Annotated in this window: 13 protein-coding genes; 2 read left to right on the top strand and 11 right to left on the bottom strand. The window is 71.4% G+C overall.

Going from position 1 to position 13219, the window contains the following annotated elements:
• Positions 1 to 603 precede the first annotated feature (603 nt).
• Positions 604 to 1872, bottom strand: a complete 1269-nt coding sequence (tyrS, locus tag FLL47_RS41210) for a tyrosine--tRNA ligase (protein WP_425457832.1) — start codon at positions 1870 to 1872, stop codon at positions 604 to 606.
• A gap of 205 nt (positions 1873 to 2077) precedes the next feature.
• Here tyrS and FLL47_RS41215 point away from each other — a divergent pair, with 205 nt between their 5' ends.
• Entirely contained in the window at positions 2078 to 2728 is a 651-nt protein-coding gene (locus FLL47_RS41215) for a hypothetical protein (protein WP_144128130.1), read from the top strand.
• 86 nt (positions 2729 to 2814) lie between these two features.
• On the opposite strand, the gene FLL47_RS41220 is transcribed toward FLL47_RS41215, so the two are convergent.
• Positions 2815 to 3432, bottom strand: coding sequence for a DNA-3-methyladenine glycosylase (locus FLL47_RS41220; RefSeq protein WP_144128191.1), 618 nt, complete (start codon positions 3430 to 3432; stop codon positions 2815 to 2817).
• A gap of 84 nt (positions 3433 to 3516) precedes the next feature.
• Here FLL47_RS41220 and FLL47_RS41225 point away from each other — a divergent pair, with 84 nt between their 5' ends.
• Complete coding sequence (locus FLL47_RS41225) at positions 3517 to 4452, top strand: hypothetical protein (RefSeq protein ID WP_144128131.1); 936 nt, start codon at positions 3517 to 3519, stop codon at positions 4450 to 4452.
• Positions 4453 to 4502: 50 nt separating this feature from the next.
• Here the strand turns inward: FLL47_RS41225 and argH are convergent, their stop codons facing one another.
• The 9 genes from argH to FLL47_RS41270 form a co-directional block, all read right to left on the bottom strand.
• Positions 4503 to 5915 carry an argininosuccinate lyase gene (gene argH / locus FLL47_RS41230; protein WP_144128132.1) on the bottom strand — a complete coding sequence of 471 codons (1413 nt, stop codon included), beginning with the start codon at positions 5913 to 5915 and terminating at the stop codon, positions 4503 to 4505.
• A gap of 165 nt (positions 5916 to 6080) precedes the next feature.
• Complete coding sequence (locus FLL47_RS41235; protein ID WP_144128133.1) at positions 6081 to 6614, bottom strand: arginine repressor; 534 nt, start codon at positions 6612 to 6614, stop codon at positions 6081 to 6083.
• A gap of 114 nt (positions 6615 to 6728) precedes the next feature.
• A complete protein-coding gene (gene argF, locus FLL47_RS41240; protein WP_144128134.1) occupies positions 6729 to 7676 on the bottom strand; it encodes an ornithine carbamoyltransferase in 948 nt (315 codons plus the stop codon).
• Positions 7673 to 8983, bottom strand: coding sequence for an acetylornithine transaminase (locus tag FLL47_RS41245; RefSeq protein ID WP_144128135.1), 1311 nt, complete (start codon positions 8981 to 8983; stop codon positions 7673 to 7675). Before FLL47_RS41245 ends, argF begins: the two co-directional genes overlap by 4 nt.
• A gap of 61 nt (positions 8984 to 9044) precedes the next feature.
• Positions 9045 to 9929 carry an acetylglutamate kinase gene (gene argB / locus FLL47_RS41250; protein ID WP_144128136.1) on the bottom strand — a complete coding sequence of 295 codons (885 nt, stop codon included), beginning with the start codon at positions 9927 to 9929 and terminating at the stop codon, positions 9045 to 9047.
• Between the two features lie 67 nt (positions 9930 to 9996).
• Entirely contained in the window at positions 9997 to 11154 is a 1158-nt protein-coding gene (gene argJ, locus FLL47_RS41255) for a bifunctional glutamate N-acetyltransferase/amino-acid acetyltransferase ArgJ (RefSeq protein ID WP_144128137.1), read from the bottom strand.
• Positions 11151 to 12164 carry an N-acetyl-gamma-glutamyl-phosphate reductase gene (gene argC, locus FLL47_RS41260; RefSeq protein WP_144128138.1) on the bottom strand — a complete coding sequence of 338 codons (1014 nt, stop codon included), beginning with the start codon at positions 12162 to 12164 and terminating at the stop codon, positions 11151 to 11153. The genes argJ and argC overlap by 4 nt, the downstream gene beginning before the upstream one ends.
• 87 nt (positions 12165 to 12251) lie before the next feature.
• Positions 12252 to 12503 carry a hypothetical protein gene (locus tag FLL47_RS41265; RefSeq protein ID WP_144128139.1) on the bottom strand — a complete coding sequence of 84 codons (252 nt, stop codon included), beginning with the start codon at positions 12501 to 12503 and terminating at the stop codon, positions 12252 to 12254.
• Positions 12500 to 13180 carry a TNT domain-containing protein gene (locus FLL47_RS41270; protein WP_222106437.1) on the bottom strand — a complete coding sequence of 227 codons (681 nt, stop codon included), beginning with the start codon at positions 13178 to 13180 and terminating at the stop codon, positions 12500 to 12502. Before FLL47_RS41270 ends, FLL47_RS41265 begins: the two co-directional genes overlap by 4 nt.
• Between the last annotated feature and the right edge of the window lie 39 nt (positions 13181 to 13219).

Raw genomic sequence — 13219 nt, forward strand, 5'->3', positions numbered from 1 at the left:
CTGAGCCAGGATCAAACTCTCCAAAAAGAATTCAAAAACCCGGCAAAAGATCAAACCCCGACAAATAAATGTCCGAATCCGAATCCATCACCAAAGCAACCACCCCGACCAAAACCGGGATGGCCAATAATTGGCACTTGGCTTAAATAGCACCCTGTTGAGTTCTCAAAGAACAAGCACACACCGCGTCGTCCAGGTCTCCCTGGCCGCCTCCGGGGCAACTCTCTTAGCTTACCCATCCGGCCGTTCCGTGTCAAATCCGAATTTTCGGATCTGTCCGGCTCGTCCGTTTGGACACCCCGAACACGCTGAACCGCTGAGGTCCGTACGAGGTTCGAGGAGAACCAGCGACCCGGCCGACGGCTTCCTCCGAGAAGATTCTCGGCGAGCTCATCCGCCCGGCTCGTCACCGGCTCGGTAACCATACCCGGTTGGTTTCGGCCGATCAAATCGGCCCCACCCGGTGCGCTCCGGCCTCTTTGCTCCGACCTTCCGGTCTCGGCTGTTTTGTCCGTTCCGCGCTGGCAGAGAGAACATTACGCGGGACGCGCCGCCACCCGCAAATCGGGGGGACGCGTCCCGCGTCACATCATGGGCGCGAGGCTATTTCCGCAGCTCAGCGCCCGCAATGGTCTTCTTGCCCCGGCGCAGCACCAGGTACTTGCCGTGCAACAGGAGGTCGGCCGACACCGGGGTGTCGGCATCGGTCATCCGCTCGTTGTTGATGTACGCGCCGCCCTCGGCGACCGCACGCCGCGCCTCGCCGAGGCTTGCCGCCAGGCCGGACTCCTTGAACAACACCGCCACGCTCGGCAGCTCGTCGACCTCGACCAGGCCGGCCTCCGACAGAGCCGAGCGCAACGTGCCCGGTGCCAGGTCGGTGAGGGCGCCACGGCCGAACAGCGCCTGCGAGGCCGTGATGACCTGCTCGCACTCATCCTTGCCATGCAGCAGCGTGGTCAGCTCCTCGGCGAGCGCCCGCTGCGCTGCCCGCGCGAACGGCCGCTCCGCGGTCTCCCGCGCCAGCTCCTCGATCTCGGAGTGCGAGCGGAAGCTGAACACCTTCAGGTAGTTCACGATGTCGGCGTCGGCCGCGTTGAACCAGAACTGGTAGAAGGCGTACGGGCTGGTCATGGCGGCGTCCATCCAGACCGACATGCCCTCGGCGCTCTTGCCGAACTTGGTGCCGTCGGCGCGCGTGATCAGCGGGGTGGTGAACGCGTGCACGCCGCGCACCCCCTTGCGCCGGTTGAAGTCGACGCCGGCGATGATGTTGCCCCACTGGTCCGAGCCGCCATGCTGCAGCGTCACGCCGTAGCGCTGGTTGAGCTGGTAGAAGTCATGCGACTGCAGGATCTGGTACGCGAACTCGGTGAAGCTGATGCCGCTCTCCAGCCGCGCCTTGACCACCTCACGGGCCAGCATCTGGTTCACCGGGAAGTGCTTGCCGACGTCGCGCAGGAACTCGATCGCCGACAGTGGCGACGTCCAGTCCAGGTTGTTGACCATGCGGGCCGCGTTGGCGCCGTCGAACTCGAAGAACGGCTCGACCTGCCGACGGATCTTGTCCACCCACCCGGCGACGGTCTCCTCCGAGTTGAGCAGGCGCTCGCCCTCGGCCTTGGGGTCGCCGATCAATCCGGTCGCGCCGCCCACCAGCAGGACCGGAGTGTTCCCCGCCTGCTGGAGCCGGCGCGCGGTCAGCACCTGCACCAGGTTGCCGACCTGAAGGCTGGGCGCGGTCGGGTCGAACCCGACATAGAACGTCACCGGCCCTTCAGCCAGGTGCTTGCGCAGCTCGTCCAGGTCGGTGGAGTCCTGCAGCAGGCCACGCCACTGCAGATCTTCGAGGATGTCCGTCACGCCGTCGATTGTCGCGCATCGTGCTGACCGGCCGACAGCCGGTTTCCCCTGCCGCCCGAGCCGGCGCGCCCGGCCTCGCCGCAGCCGTCGCCACAGCTCAGCGCCGGGAGCGCACAGACCGCGTGCGCGGGACGCCGAACCTGGCACGATCGCGAGGTTGCGGCGGTCGGGGCGCGGGCATAGCGCCGTCATGGAACTGTCGTTTCTTCGCGCCATGTATGAAATCCCAGGTCCGTGGGCGTCGCTGTACATCGACGGGACCGATCACACCGAAGCGACCGCCGCGGCGCTGAAGCTGCGCTGGCGGGCCGCCCGCGAGACGCTGCTCGACGAGGGCATCGACGAACCCACACTGCTGGCGCTGGAGGGGGCGCTCGCGCAGTACCGCCGCCCGCGCGAGCGGCACGGCCTGGCCGTCTTCGCCGCGCAGGGCCGGGTGCACTACGCGGAGGCGATGCCGGAGCCGCTGTGCACCGACAGCGCCGAGATGGCCCCGCTGCCGCATGTGACGCCGCTGCTGGCACAGCGCGACGGCGGGCCGCGGCCCGACGGTGCCGCCGAGCCGGCCGCGTGCGGAGTTGCCGACACCCTGGCCGCGTTCGAGAACCAGCAGGTCGAGGCGCTGCTGCTGGACCCGGCCGTGCTGGCGAGGGCCCGGGTGTGGATCGGCGACTCGCCCGCGGACCTGTCCGCGAGCGAGGAGCGGCTGCGGCAGCTGGGGGCGTCCCGAGCCCATCCGGTACGCGCCGAGGACGCGCTGGTCCGCGCCGCAGTGCTCAACGACGCCGAACTGATCATCGTCAGCGCGAGCGAGGTCCAGCTCGACGAAGGCGTCGGCGCGGTCCTCCGCCCCGACGCGGCCTAGCTCTGCCGGGCCGACCCCGATTTTCATGGACGCTGGCCTATTACATCGATAAATTCGAGATCGAACTCGATGTGATAGGCCAGCGTCTATGTAGGGCGGGGTGTGCCGGTGCGGCGACGCGGGGTGTGGCGGCGGTAGGGGCTCACGGACGGTTCGCCGTCCAGCCAGAAGCGCCAGGGCACGTCGTGCGCGGCCGCCACGCCCACCCGCGGGCCGGACCTGATCACGCCCGGCGGAGCGGGCGCCGGGATCAGCCGGGCCGGGCCGGTGCCGTCGAGCAGTGAGGTGCGGTTGGCGGAGCCGTCGATGCCCAGCGCCACCGACAGCCTGGCCGGTCCCCGGGCCAGCTCGCGGTCGGCGACCGGGCCGCGCCGCGCCCGGGCCAGCTCCACTCCCCCGATCACCTTGCCGGCGCGCAGCAGCACCGCGGCCGCCTCGCCCTCGTGGCCGGCGGTCACGTTCATGCACCAGTGCATGCCGAACACGAAGTACACGTAGAGGACGCCGGCCGGGCCGAACATCACCGAGCTGCGCTCGGTGGGGCCGCGGTGGCTGTGTGAGGCGGGATCCTCGCCGACGCCCGCGTACGCCTCGACCTCGGTGATGCTGACCCGCACCCCATTGGCCTCCAGCTGCCATCCCAGCAGGCCGCGCGCGGTGTCGACGACGTGCGAGGCGGGGGCGTCGAGCAGCGAGTAGTCCACGGGTTCGGCCACGCCACCAGGGAACCCCGGCTGGTGCCGGAATGCAAAATCCATGCTGTCGTACCCGTCGGCGAACATCGGCGGATGTCGACTGTCTTCCCGCGGGCCGCTGTCTTCACACGGGCCAGGGAGTTCGTGTTCGAGCAGGGGCGGCCGCTGGACCGGGCTCGCCTGCTGTTCCATTTCGAGTCCGGTCCGGCGCGGGCGGTGCTCGACGAGCTGGCCGTGTACCAGAACGACGACGGCGGTTTCGGGCACGCACTGGAGCCTGATCTGCGTACCCCGGTGTCGTCGGCGGTGGCGACGTGGTGCGCCTGCACGGTGCTGCACGAGATCGGGGCGAGCGCCGATGAACCGCTGGTCCGCCGTGCCGTCGCCTATCTGCTCGACACCTACGACTCCGCCGGGCGGCGCTGGTGGATCGTGCCCCAGGAGAGCGAGGACTCCCCGCGCGCCCCGTGGTGGACCTACGCCGATATCGGCCGCACCTTCGGTGACTGCGTGCTCAACCCGACGGCGGGCCTGGCCGGGGCGCTGTGGGAGTACCGGGAGCTGGTCCCGCCCGCGCTGCTGGCCGAGCTGACCGAGACGGTGCTGGCCCGGCTGGAGAGCTGGGCCGACGGTTCGGGCGGGCTGGATCGCGGTGATCTGACCGCGGCGGAGCTGTTCGCCCAGGCCCGGAATCTGCCCGAGGTGGCGCGGCTGCGGGCGATCGCCGCGATGCGAAGCGCCGCGGCGCGGTTGGTGGAGAACAAGCCGGAGGCGTGGACGGAGTATCTGCTGCAGCCGCTGGACGTGGCGCGTACGCCGGACTCTCCGCTGGCCCCGGCGGTGGAACAGGCGTCGATCGCGGCCAATCTGGATTACGTGTTGGGTAGGCAACTCCCGGACGGGTCGTGGCCGCTCACCTGGAGCTGGGCCGACGTCGACGCGCAGGCGTGGCTGCTGGCCGAGCGGGAGGCGAAGGGCCTGGTCGCCGTGGAACGCCTGTTGACCCTGCGCGCGTACGGCCGCGTCTGACGCCGCGCCACGCCACGGCGGAGGGCCGGTGGCGTGGCTCGGCATCGGGGTCAGTGCGGGACGACGTCCTCGGCGGCCCAGGCGTGCCAGGTCTTGAGCTGCTCGACGACCGAGGCGAGCTGGTCGGCGACCGGGCCGGGGCCGGTCGAGCCGGGCGTGGTCCGAGCGGCCAGGGCGGACTTCACCGTGAGCACGTCGCGCACCGACGGGTCGAGGTGCTCGCTGACGGTGGCGAGGTCGCTGTCGCTGACCTCGTGCAGCTCGCATTCGCGCACCGAGCACAGCGCGACCAGTTGCCCGGTGATCTCGTGCGCGTCGCGGAACGGCACGCCCTTGCGGACCAGCCAGTCCGCCACCTCGGTGGCCAGCGAGAAGCCGACGGGCGCCGACGCGGCGAGGCGGTCCACCCGTACCGTCATGGTGGAGATCATTCCGGCGAGCGCGGGCAGCACCAGGCTGAGCGTGTCGACGGCGTCGAAGACGGGTTCCTTGTCCTCCTGCATGTCGCGGTCGTACGTCAGCGGCAGGCCCTTGAGCATGGTCAGCACGTTGACCAGCCCGCCGATGAGGCGGCCGGCCTTGCCCCGGGCGAGCTCGGCGATGTCGGCGTTCTTCTTCTGCGGCATGATCGACGAGCCGGTGGCGAAGGCGTCGTCCAGTTCGACCCAGCCGAACTCGTACGAGGTCCACAGCACCACCTCCTCGCCCAGGCGGGACAGGTGCACCCCGAGCAGCGCGGTGATGAACAGGAACTCGGCGACGAAGTCCCGGTCGCTCACCGCGTCCATGGAGTTCGCGAACGAGGTGCGGAAGCCCAGCTCCTTGGAGACCGCGCCCGGGTCGAGCGGCAGGCCGGATCCGGCCAGCGCGCCGGCGCCGAGCGGGCTGACCGAGGTGCGCGCGTCCCAGTCGCGCAGCCGGTCCAGGTCGCGCAGCAGCGGCTGCACGTGGGCCAGCAGCCAGTGCCCGAAGGTGACCGGCTGGGCGTGCTGCACGTGGGTGAGGCCGGGGGCGGGCGTGTCGACGTGGCGGCCGGCCTGCTCGGTGAGCGCGTCGGCCAGCTCGGTGATGCGGGCGGCCAGGTCGCGGGCGTGGTCGCGCAGGTAGAGCCGCAGGTCGGTGGCGACCTGGTCGTTGCGGGACCGGCCGGCGCGCAGTTTGCCGCCGAGCGCGCCGAGGCGCTCCAGCAGGCCGCGTTCGAGCGCGGTGTGCACGTCCTCGTCCTCGATGGTGGGCCGGAAGGTGCCGGTCGCCACCGCGGCGTCGAGGTCGTCGATGGCGGCCAGCATCCTCCCGAGCTCGTCGGGGTCGAGCAGGCCGGCCGCGGCCAGCACGCGGGCGTGGGCGCGCGAGGCGGCGAGGTCGTACGGCGCGAGCCGCCAGTCGAAGTGCACGCTCACTGACAGCCGTGCCAGCGCCTCGGCGGGTCCGTCCGCGAACCGCCCTCCCCAGAGCCGGGTCATGTCTGTTCCGTCCTTCTCATTCGTTGATCATGAACTTGTGGCGATGACACGCCGTCGAACCCTCGCTGGTGGCTCGTCCTGGCGGCTCGCCTGAACGGCGATCCACCTGGGACTCCCCACCGCGTCCATAAGTTCATGATCGACGGGGTCAAGCGCGCGGGTGGGTCAGGAGAGGTCGTCTTCGATGACGAGGAGGTCGTCGGAGGCGTTGTCGAGGCCGGCCCAGCCGGCGAACTTGGCGGCGAGGGCTTCGCCGCCGGCGGGGTCGCGGGCGACCACGAAGATGGTGTCGTCGCCGGCGATGGTGCCGACGAGGTCGGGCAGGCCGCTGCGGTCGATGGCGCTGGCCAGGTAGTGGGCCGCGCCGGGCGGGGTACGCAGGACGGCGAGGTTGCCGCTGTGGTCGGTGCCGTTGAGGACCTCGCGCAGCAGGCGGATCAGGCGGGCGGGGCCCATGGCGGCTGGGCGCAGCGCCGGGTGGCCGTCCTCCGGGATGAGGTAGACGGCGGGTGCGCCGTCGCGGCCGCGCACCTTGACGGCGCCCAGCTCCTCCAGGTCACGAGAGAGGGTCGCCTGCGTCACCTGCACCCCGTCCGCCGCCAGCAACTCGGCGAGCTGGGTCTGCGACGTCACCGCGCCGCTACGGATCAACTCCTCGATCCGGGCGTGGCGGGCGGTGCGGGTCATCGGCGCGGTCATGCCGTCACCTCGCTTCGCTCGGCTCCGTCAAGGGAGGCACTTGTCATGATTCGCTCGCGAAGCTCGCTCATGCCGTCACCTCGCTTCGCTCGGTTCCATGCGGAGAACCGTCGGTCATGCCTGCTCCATGAGGAACGTCAGCAGCGCCTTCTGCGCGTGCAGTCTGTTCTCAGCCTGATCGAAAACCGCGCTCGCCGCACCGTCCATCACCTCATCCGTGATCTCCTCGCCGCGGTGGGCGGGCAGACAGTGCAGCACGATCGCGTCCGAGTCGGCGTGGGCCAGCAGCGCGGCATTGATCTGGTACGGCAGGAATGGGGTGATCCGGTCCAGCCCGTCCCCTTCGTGGCCCATCGAGGTCCAGGTGTCCGTGGCGATCACGTCCGCCCCGGACACCGCGTCCTTGGCCTCGGTGTACTCGGTGACCGAACCGCCGGTGCGGGCGGCGACCTCGGCCGCCTGGGCCAGGATCGCCCGGTCGGGGGTGAACCCGAACGGCCCGGCGATGCGCACGTGCATGCCCGCCACCGCGCCGCCGAGCAGGTACGAGTGCGCCATGTTGTTGGCCGCGTCGCCGACGTAGGTCAGCGTGCGGCCCTGCGTGTGCCCCAGCCGCTGCCGCACCGTCTGCAGGTCGGCCAGCACCTGGCAGGGGTGGAAGTGGTTGGTGAGCGCGTTGACCACGGGCACCGTCGCCGCCGCGGCCAGCTCCTCGATCCGGGTGTCCTCGAAGGTCCGGATCACGATCGCGTCGACGTACCGGGACAGCACCTTCGCCGCGTCGGACATGGTCTCGCCGCGGCCGAAGTGCGTGTTCGTGGCGTCGATCAGGACCGCGTGCGCGCCGAGTTCGGAGATGCCGACCTCGAACGACACCCTGGTGCGCAGCGACGGCTTCTCGAACAGCACGGCGATCGCCTTGCCGTCCAGGGCCTTGCGGTGCCCGCGCCGGTTCTCGGCGTACTCCTGGGCGAGCGTCAGGACCTGGTCCTGCTCCGCCGAGGTCAGGTCGTCGTCACGCAGGAAGTGCCGTCTGCTCGAGGTGGCAGCGTGCCGGGTCATGCTGAGGCTCCGGTCTCGGTCGGGGAACCGGCCTGCGCCACGAGCGCGGCCTGCGCCGTCGTCGCGAGCTGCGCGGTCGTGGCGGGCTGGGCGGATGTCGCGGGCGGGAGAGCGGGCGCGGCGAGGTCGAGGGCCGCGCCGAGCGCGGCCAGGAACGCGTCGGCCTGGGCGCTGGTGAGGATCAGCGGCGGGGCGAGCCGGATCACGTCCGGCTGTGCGGCGTTGACGATGAAACCGGCGTCGAGCAGTGCCTTCTGCACGGCCGGGGCGACCGGCGCGGTGAGCACGACGCCGAGCAGCAGGCCGGTGCCGCGTACGCCGTCGACCAGCGGGTGGTGCAGCGCCTCGATGCCCCGCCGGATCTGCTCGCCGACCCGCTTGACGTGGTCGAGCAGACCGTCGGCGGCGATGGTGCGCAGCACCGCGAGCGCTGCGGCGCAGGCCACCGGGTTGCCGCCGAAGGTGGTGCCGTGCTGGCCCGGGGTGAACAGCGCCGCCGCGCCGCCGGGGTGACGCTGGGCGAACGCGCCGTCGGCGAAGGCGATGGTCGCGCCGATGGGCAGGCCGCCGCCGAGTCCCTTGGCCAGGGTGATCACGTCGGGGGTGACGCCCTCGGCCTGGTGGGCGAACCAGTGGCCGGTGCGGCCGACGCCGGTCTGCACCTCGTCGAGCACCAGCAGCGCGCCGTGCCGGGCGGTGATCTCCCGGGCGGCGGCGAGGAAGCCGGGCGGGGCGGGGACGACGCCCGCCTCCCCCATGATCGGCTCCAGGATCACCATGGCGGTCCGGTCGGTGACGGCGGCGGCCAGGGCCTCGACGTCGCCGTACGGGATATGGGTGACGTCGCCCGGCAGCGGCCGGAACGGGTCGGCCTTGGCGGGCTGGCCGGTCAGCGCCAGCGCGCCCATGGTGCGGCCGTGGAACGCCTGCTCGCAGGCGACCACGTGGGTGCGCCCGGTGCGCCGGGCGAGCTTGAAGGCGGCCTCGTTGGCCTCCGCGCCGGAGTTGGCGAAGAACACCTTGCCGGGGCGGCCGGTCAGCGCGAGCAGCAGCTCGGCCAGGGCCACCGGCGGCTCGGCGACGAACAGGTTGGACACGTGCCCGAGCTGGGAGATCTGCCTGGTCACCGCGGCGACGACGGCCGGGTGGCCGTGGCCGAGCGCGTTGACCGCGATACCGGACAGCAGGTCGACGTAGGAGCGGCCCGCCTCGTCCACCACGACCGAGCCCGCGCCGCTGACCAGCGCCAGCGGCGGCGTGCCGTAGTTGTCCATCAGCGACTGCTGCCACCGCTGCGTCAGCGTCATGGCTTCTCCTCGTCACACTCGTCGGCGCCATGACCGGCGCTGAGTCCCATGGTCCGCTCGCTCACGACGGCGTCCCATCCAGGTCATCGGGGACGACCATGGTGCCGAACCCCTCGTCGGTGAACATCTCGAGCAGGGTGGAGTGCGGGACGCGGCCGTCGACCACGGCCGCGGCGGGTACCCCGCCGCGCACCGCGCGCAGGCAGGCTTCCATCTTCGGCACCATGCCTGCGGACAGGCTCGGCAGCAGCACCTCCAGCTCCTTGGCGGTCATCTTGGAGATGAGGCTGCCGGTGTCCGGCCAGTTCGCGTACACGCCGGGCACGTCGGTGAGCACGATCAGCCTGCGCGCGCCCAGCGCGATCGCGAGCGCGGCGGCGGCGGTGTCGGCGTTGAGGTTGTGCGGCACGCCGTGCACGTCCGGGGCGACCGTGGACACCACCGGGATGCGCCCGGCCGCCAGTAGGCCGTCGATCAGCGAGGTGTCGACGTTGAGCACGTCGCCGACCTGGCCGATGTCGACCGGCTCGCCGTCGATCACGGCCGGGCGGCGGACCGCGGTGAACAGGCCGGCGTCGTCGCCGGACAGGCCCACCGCGTGCGGGCCGTGGCCGTTGATCTCGGTGACCAGGTCTTTGCCGACCGACAGCAGGACCATGCGGACCACGCTCATCGCCTCGGCGGTGGTGACCCGCAGTCCGCCCTTGAACTCCGAGGCGATGCCCATCCGGTCCAGCATGGCCGAGATCTGCGGGCCGCCGCCGTGCACCACGACCGGGCGCAGCCCGACGGCGCGCAGGTAGGCGATGTCCGCCGCGAACGACGCGCGCAGCTGCGGCGTGGTCATCGCGTGGCCGCCGTACTTGACCACGATCGTCTCGCCGTGCAGCTTCGTCAGCCAGGGCAGCGTGCCGACCAGCGCGGCGGCCTTCTCCTCGGGAGTCATGCCTTCTCCTCGCCACGCTCGTCGGCGGAATGTTCACCGGGCCGCATGATGAGCGCGCTCCGCTCGCTCATGACGAGTACGCCGAGTTCTCGTGCACGTACGCGTGGGACAGGTCGTTGGTCCACACGGTGGCGCTGTGGTCGCCGGCGTTGAGGTCCACGGTGATGTGCACGTTGACCCCGGACAGGTCCACCTTGCTGCGGTCCTCGGCGGCGGCCCCGGCCCGGCAGATCCACACGTCGTTGATGGCGACGTCCAGCTCGTCGGACTCGAACACGGCGTCGGTGCAGCCGACGGCGGCCAGGATCCGGCCCCAGTTGGGGTCCTTGCCGAACAGCGCGGTCTTGACCAGGTTGTTGCGGGCGATCTCGCGGCCCACGATCACCGCGTCTTCCTCGGAGTCGGCGTTGATCACCTCGATGGCGATCTGCTTGGTGTGCCCCTCGGCGTCGGCCAGCAGCTGCTGGGCCAGCTCGTGGCAGGCCCGGGTGACGGCGGCGGTCAGCTCCTCCTGCGTAGGCTCGACGCCCGACGCGCCGGAGGCCAGCAGCAGCACCGTGTCGTTGGTCGACATGCAGCCGTCGGAGTCGAGCCGGTCGAAGGTGAGCCGGCAGGCCTCCCGCAGCGCCTCGTCGAGGGCGTCGCCGCCGGCCATCGCGTCGGTGGTGAGCACGCACAGCATCGTCGCCAGCGACGGGGCGAGCATGCCCGCGCCCTTGGCCATGCCGCCGACGGTCCAGCCGTCGCCGGTCTCCACCTCGACCACCTTGGGCCGGGTGTCGGTGGTCATGATGGCCTCCGCCGCGGCGAAGCCGCCCGCCTTGGCCAGCGCCTTGGTCGCGCCGTCGACGCCCGCCAGCAGCTTGGGCATGGGCAGCCGCTCGCCGATCAGCCCGGTCGAGCAGACCGCGACCTGGCCCGCGCCCATGCCGCCCAGCCGGGAGGCGACGTACTCGGCGGTGGAGTGGGTGTCCTGGAAACCGCCCGGTCCGGTGCAGGCGTTGGCGCCGCCGGAGTTGAGCACCACGACCTTGACCGCGCGGCCCTTGATCACCTGCTGCGACCAGAGCACCGGGGCGGCCTTGACCCGGTTGGCGGTGAACACGCCGGCGGCGGTGGCGTCGGGGCCGTCGTTGACGACCAGCGCCAGGTCCAGCGCGCCGGTGCCCTTCAGCCCTGCGGCGACACCCGCGGCCCGGAAACCCTTGGGGGAGGTCACGGTCATGGTGCGACTCCGAAGACGGACAGGCCGGAGGTTTCCGGCAGGTCGAACATGATGTTGGCGCACTGCACGGCCTGCGCCGCCGCGCCCTTGCCGAGGTTGTCGATCGCGGAGACCACGATGATCCGGCCGCTGTCCACGTCGACGGTGGCCTGCAGGTGCGCGCTCGCCGAGCCGAGCACGGCGGCGGTGTGCGGCCACGCCCCCTCGGGCAGCAGGTGCACCAGTGGCTCGTCGCCGTACGCGTCGGCGAGCACCGCGCGCACCACGCTCGCGGTGATGTCGCAGTTGGTGGGCTTGGCGGTGACCGTGGCCAGGATGCCCCGCGGCATCGGCGCGAGCACCGGGGTGAACGACAGGCTCGCCGCGCCGGTGGCCTGCTTGATCTCCGGCACGTGCTGGTGCGACCCCACCTTGTACGGGCTGAGGTCCCCCATCACCTCGCTGCCCAGCAGGTGGAGCTTGGCCGACTTGCCCGCCCCGGACGTGCCGGAGGCGGCGACCACGACCACGTCCTCGGCTTCGGCCAGCCCGCTGTGCAGCAGCGGCGCGAGCGCGAGCGTGGTGGCTACGGCGTAGCAGCCGGTCGCGGCCACCCGGGCCGATCCGGCGATCAGCTCACGCTGGCCGGGCAGCTCAGGCAGGCCGTAGGTCCAGGCCCCGGCGTGCTCGCCGCCGTAGTAGCGGGTCCACGCCGCCGCGTCGTGCAGCCGGTGGTCCGCGCCCAGGTCCACCACCTTCGCGGTGGCGGGCAAGCCCGCAGCGACCGCGCCCGACTCGCCGTGCGGCAGGGCCAGGAAGACGAGGTCGGTGTCGGCGAAGACCTCGGCAGTGGTCTCGGTCAGAATGAGGTCGAGCCCGGTGAGGTGCGGGTGCACCGCCGCGACCGGCTTGCCGGCCTGGCTGTGGGCCGTGGCCGCGACGAGTTCGAACTCGGGGTGCCCGGCGATGAGGCGCAGCAGCTCGCCGCCCGCGTACCCGCTGGCCCCGGCGACGCCGATCCGGATTCCCATACCTACCTCCGCATAAACATTCGCCATGAGCATACGGCCCGGTGCATGTTCATGCAAATGAGGCCCGCGTCACTCATCCCGGACGCGTCAGTCATCAGGGAAGCCGGTCAGCACCTCGTAGAACCGGGTGCAGGCGGCCGCCTCGGTGTCGAGAACCTCGCGGACGTCGTACACCCCGCGCTCGTAGGAGCCGATCTCCCAGCGGTCGCCGGCCGGACGCAGGAACCAGAAGTCGGTGGGGATCGGCACGTGCTCGTGCACGCCCGGCACCTGGAAGGATTCCGGCGCCTGCCCCGCTTCGAGCAGCGCGGTGACGAGCACGTGCCGATCGGGGATCACCCGCGCACCGCCGGCAACTCCTCGACCAGGTAGCCGTTGGCCAGCAGCCAGGTCACGCTCAGCTGCGTGCCGGACTCGGGCAGGTAGGACGGCATCAGCTTGTACTGCATGCCCAGGCCGGGCTGGCCGAACCACGGGGCGGTCATGCCCGCGTCCACCGTGAACGCCTTGGCCACGCAGTACACGTGGTAGTTGGCCTGCGGCGCGCTCTCCGGCGTGTTCAGGTTCTGCGGCGGCAGCGCCCGGTCGGCGTACGGCGTGCGCACCGGGGCCAGGAAGGAGCCGCCGGCGAAGCCGAACCGGTCGAGCCGGGCGCCGACGGCGAGTTCCAGCGGGTTGCGGTCGACCATGTCGCCGTGGCTCATGAAGCCGTCGTTGGGCGGGTAGACCCAGTTCGCGCCGTCGCGGAACTGCGCCACGAAGTCGGCCTCGGGCAGCGCGCCGAAGCGCTGGTAACCGTGCAGCAGCGGGCCGACCACGCCGGAGCGCGGCAGCGGCTTCGGGCCGAGTTCCGGGCGGGCCGGGTCGAAGAAGACCTGGGTGGCCGGCGCGATCGCGGGCGTGCCGGGACGGCATTCGCCGCGCCCGTAGCCGACAGTGGCCGACGCTTCGGCGGCCGGGGCGAGCGGGACGAGCATCGCCGCGGCGAGCGCGGCGACCAGGAGACGGATTTTCACAAAACCCCCGTTAGTGAACCAATAGGCGTGATCACTAAC

The sequence above is a fragment of the Catellatospora sichuanensis genome (assembly GCF_007483665.1).
GTDB lineage: Bacteria > Actinomycetota > Actinomycetes > Mycobacteriales > Micromonosporaceae > Catellatospora > Catellatospora sichuanensis.

Coding starts and splice junctions, on each gene's coding strand:
- FLL47_RS41215 (WP_144128130.1), top strand. CDS start 2,078: ATGTATGAAATCCCAGGTCCGTGGGCGTCGCTGTACATCGACGGGACC.
- FLL47_RS41225 (WP_144128131.1), top strand. CDS start 3,517: ATGTCGACTGTCTTCCCGCGGGCCGCTGTCTTCACACGGGCCAGGGAG.
- argH (WP_144128132.1), bottom strand. CDS start 5,915: ATGACCCGGCTCTGGGGAGGGCGGTTCGCGGACGGACCCGCCGAGGCG.
- FLL47_RS41235 (WP_144128133.1), bottom strand. CDS start 6,614: ATGACCGCGCCGATGACCCGCACCGCCCGCCACGCCCGGATCGAGGAG.
- argF (WP_144128134.1), bottom strand. CDS start 7,676: ATGACCCGGCACGCTGCCACCTCGAGCAGACGGCACTTCCTGCGTGAC.
- FLL47_RS41245 (WP_144128135.1), bottom strand. CDS start 8,983: ATGACGCTGACGCAGCGGTGGCAGCAGTCGCTGATGGACAACTACGGC.
- argB (WP_144128136.1), bottom strand. CDS start 9,929: ATGACTCCCGAGGAGAAGGCCGCCGCGCTGGTCGGCACGCTGCCCTGG.
- argJ (WP_144128137.1), bottom strand. CDS start 11,154: ATGACCGTGACCTCCCCCAAGGGTTTCCGGGCCGCGGGTGTCGCCGCA.
- argC (WP_144128138.1), bottom strand. CDS start 12,164: ATGGGAATCCGGATCGGCGTCGCCGGGGCCAGCGGGTACGCGGGCGGC.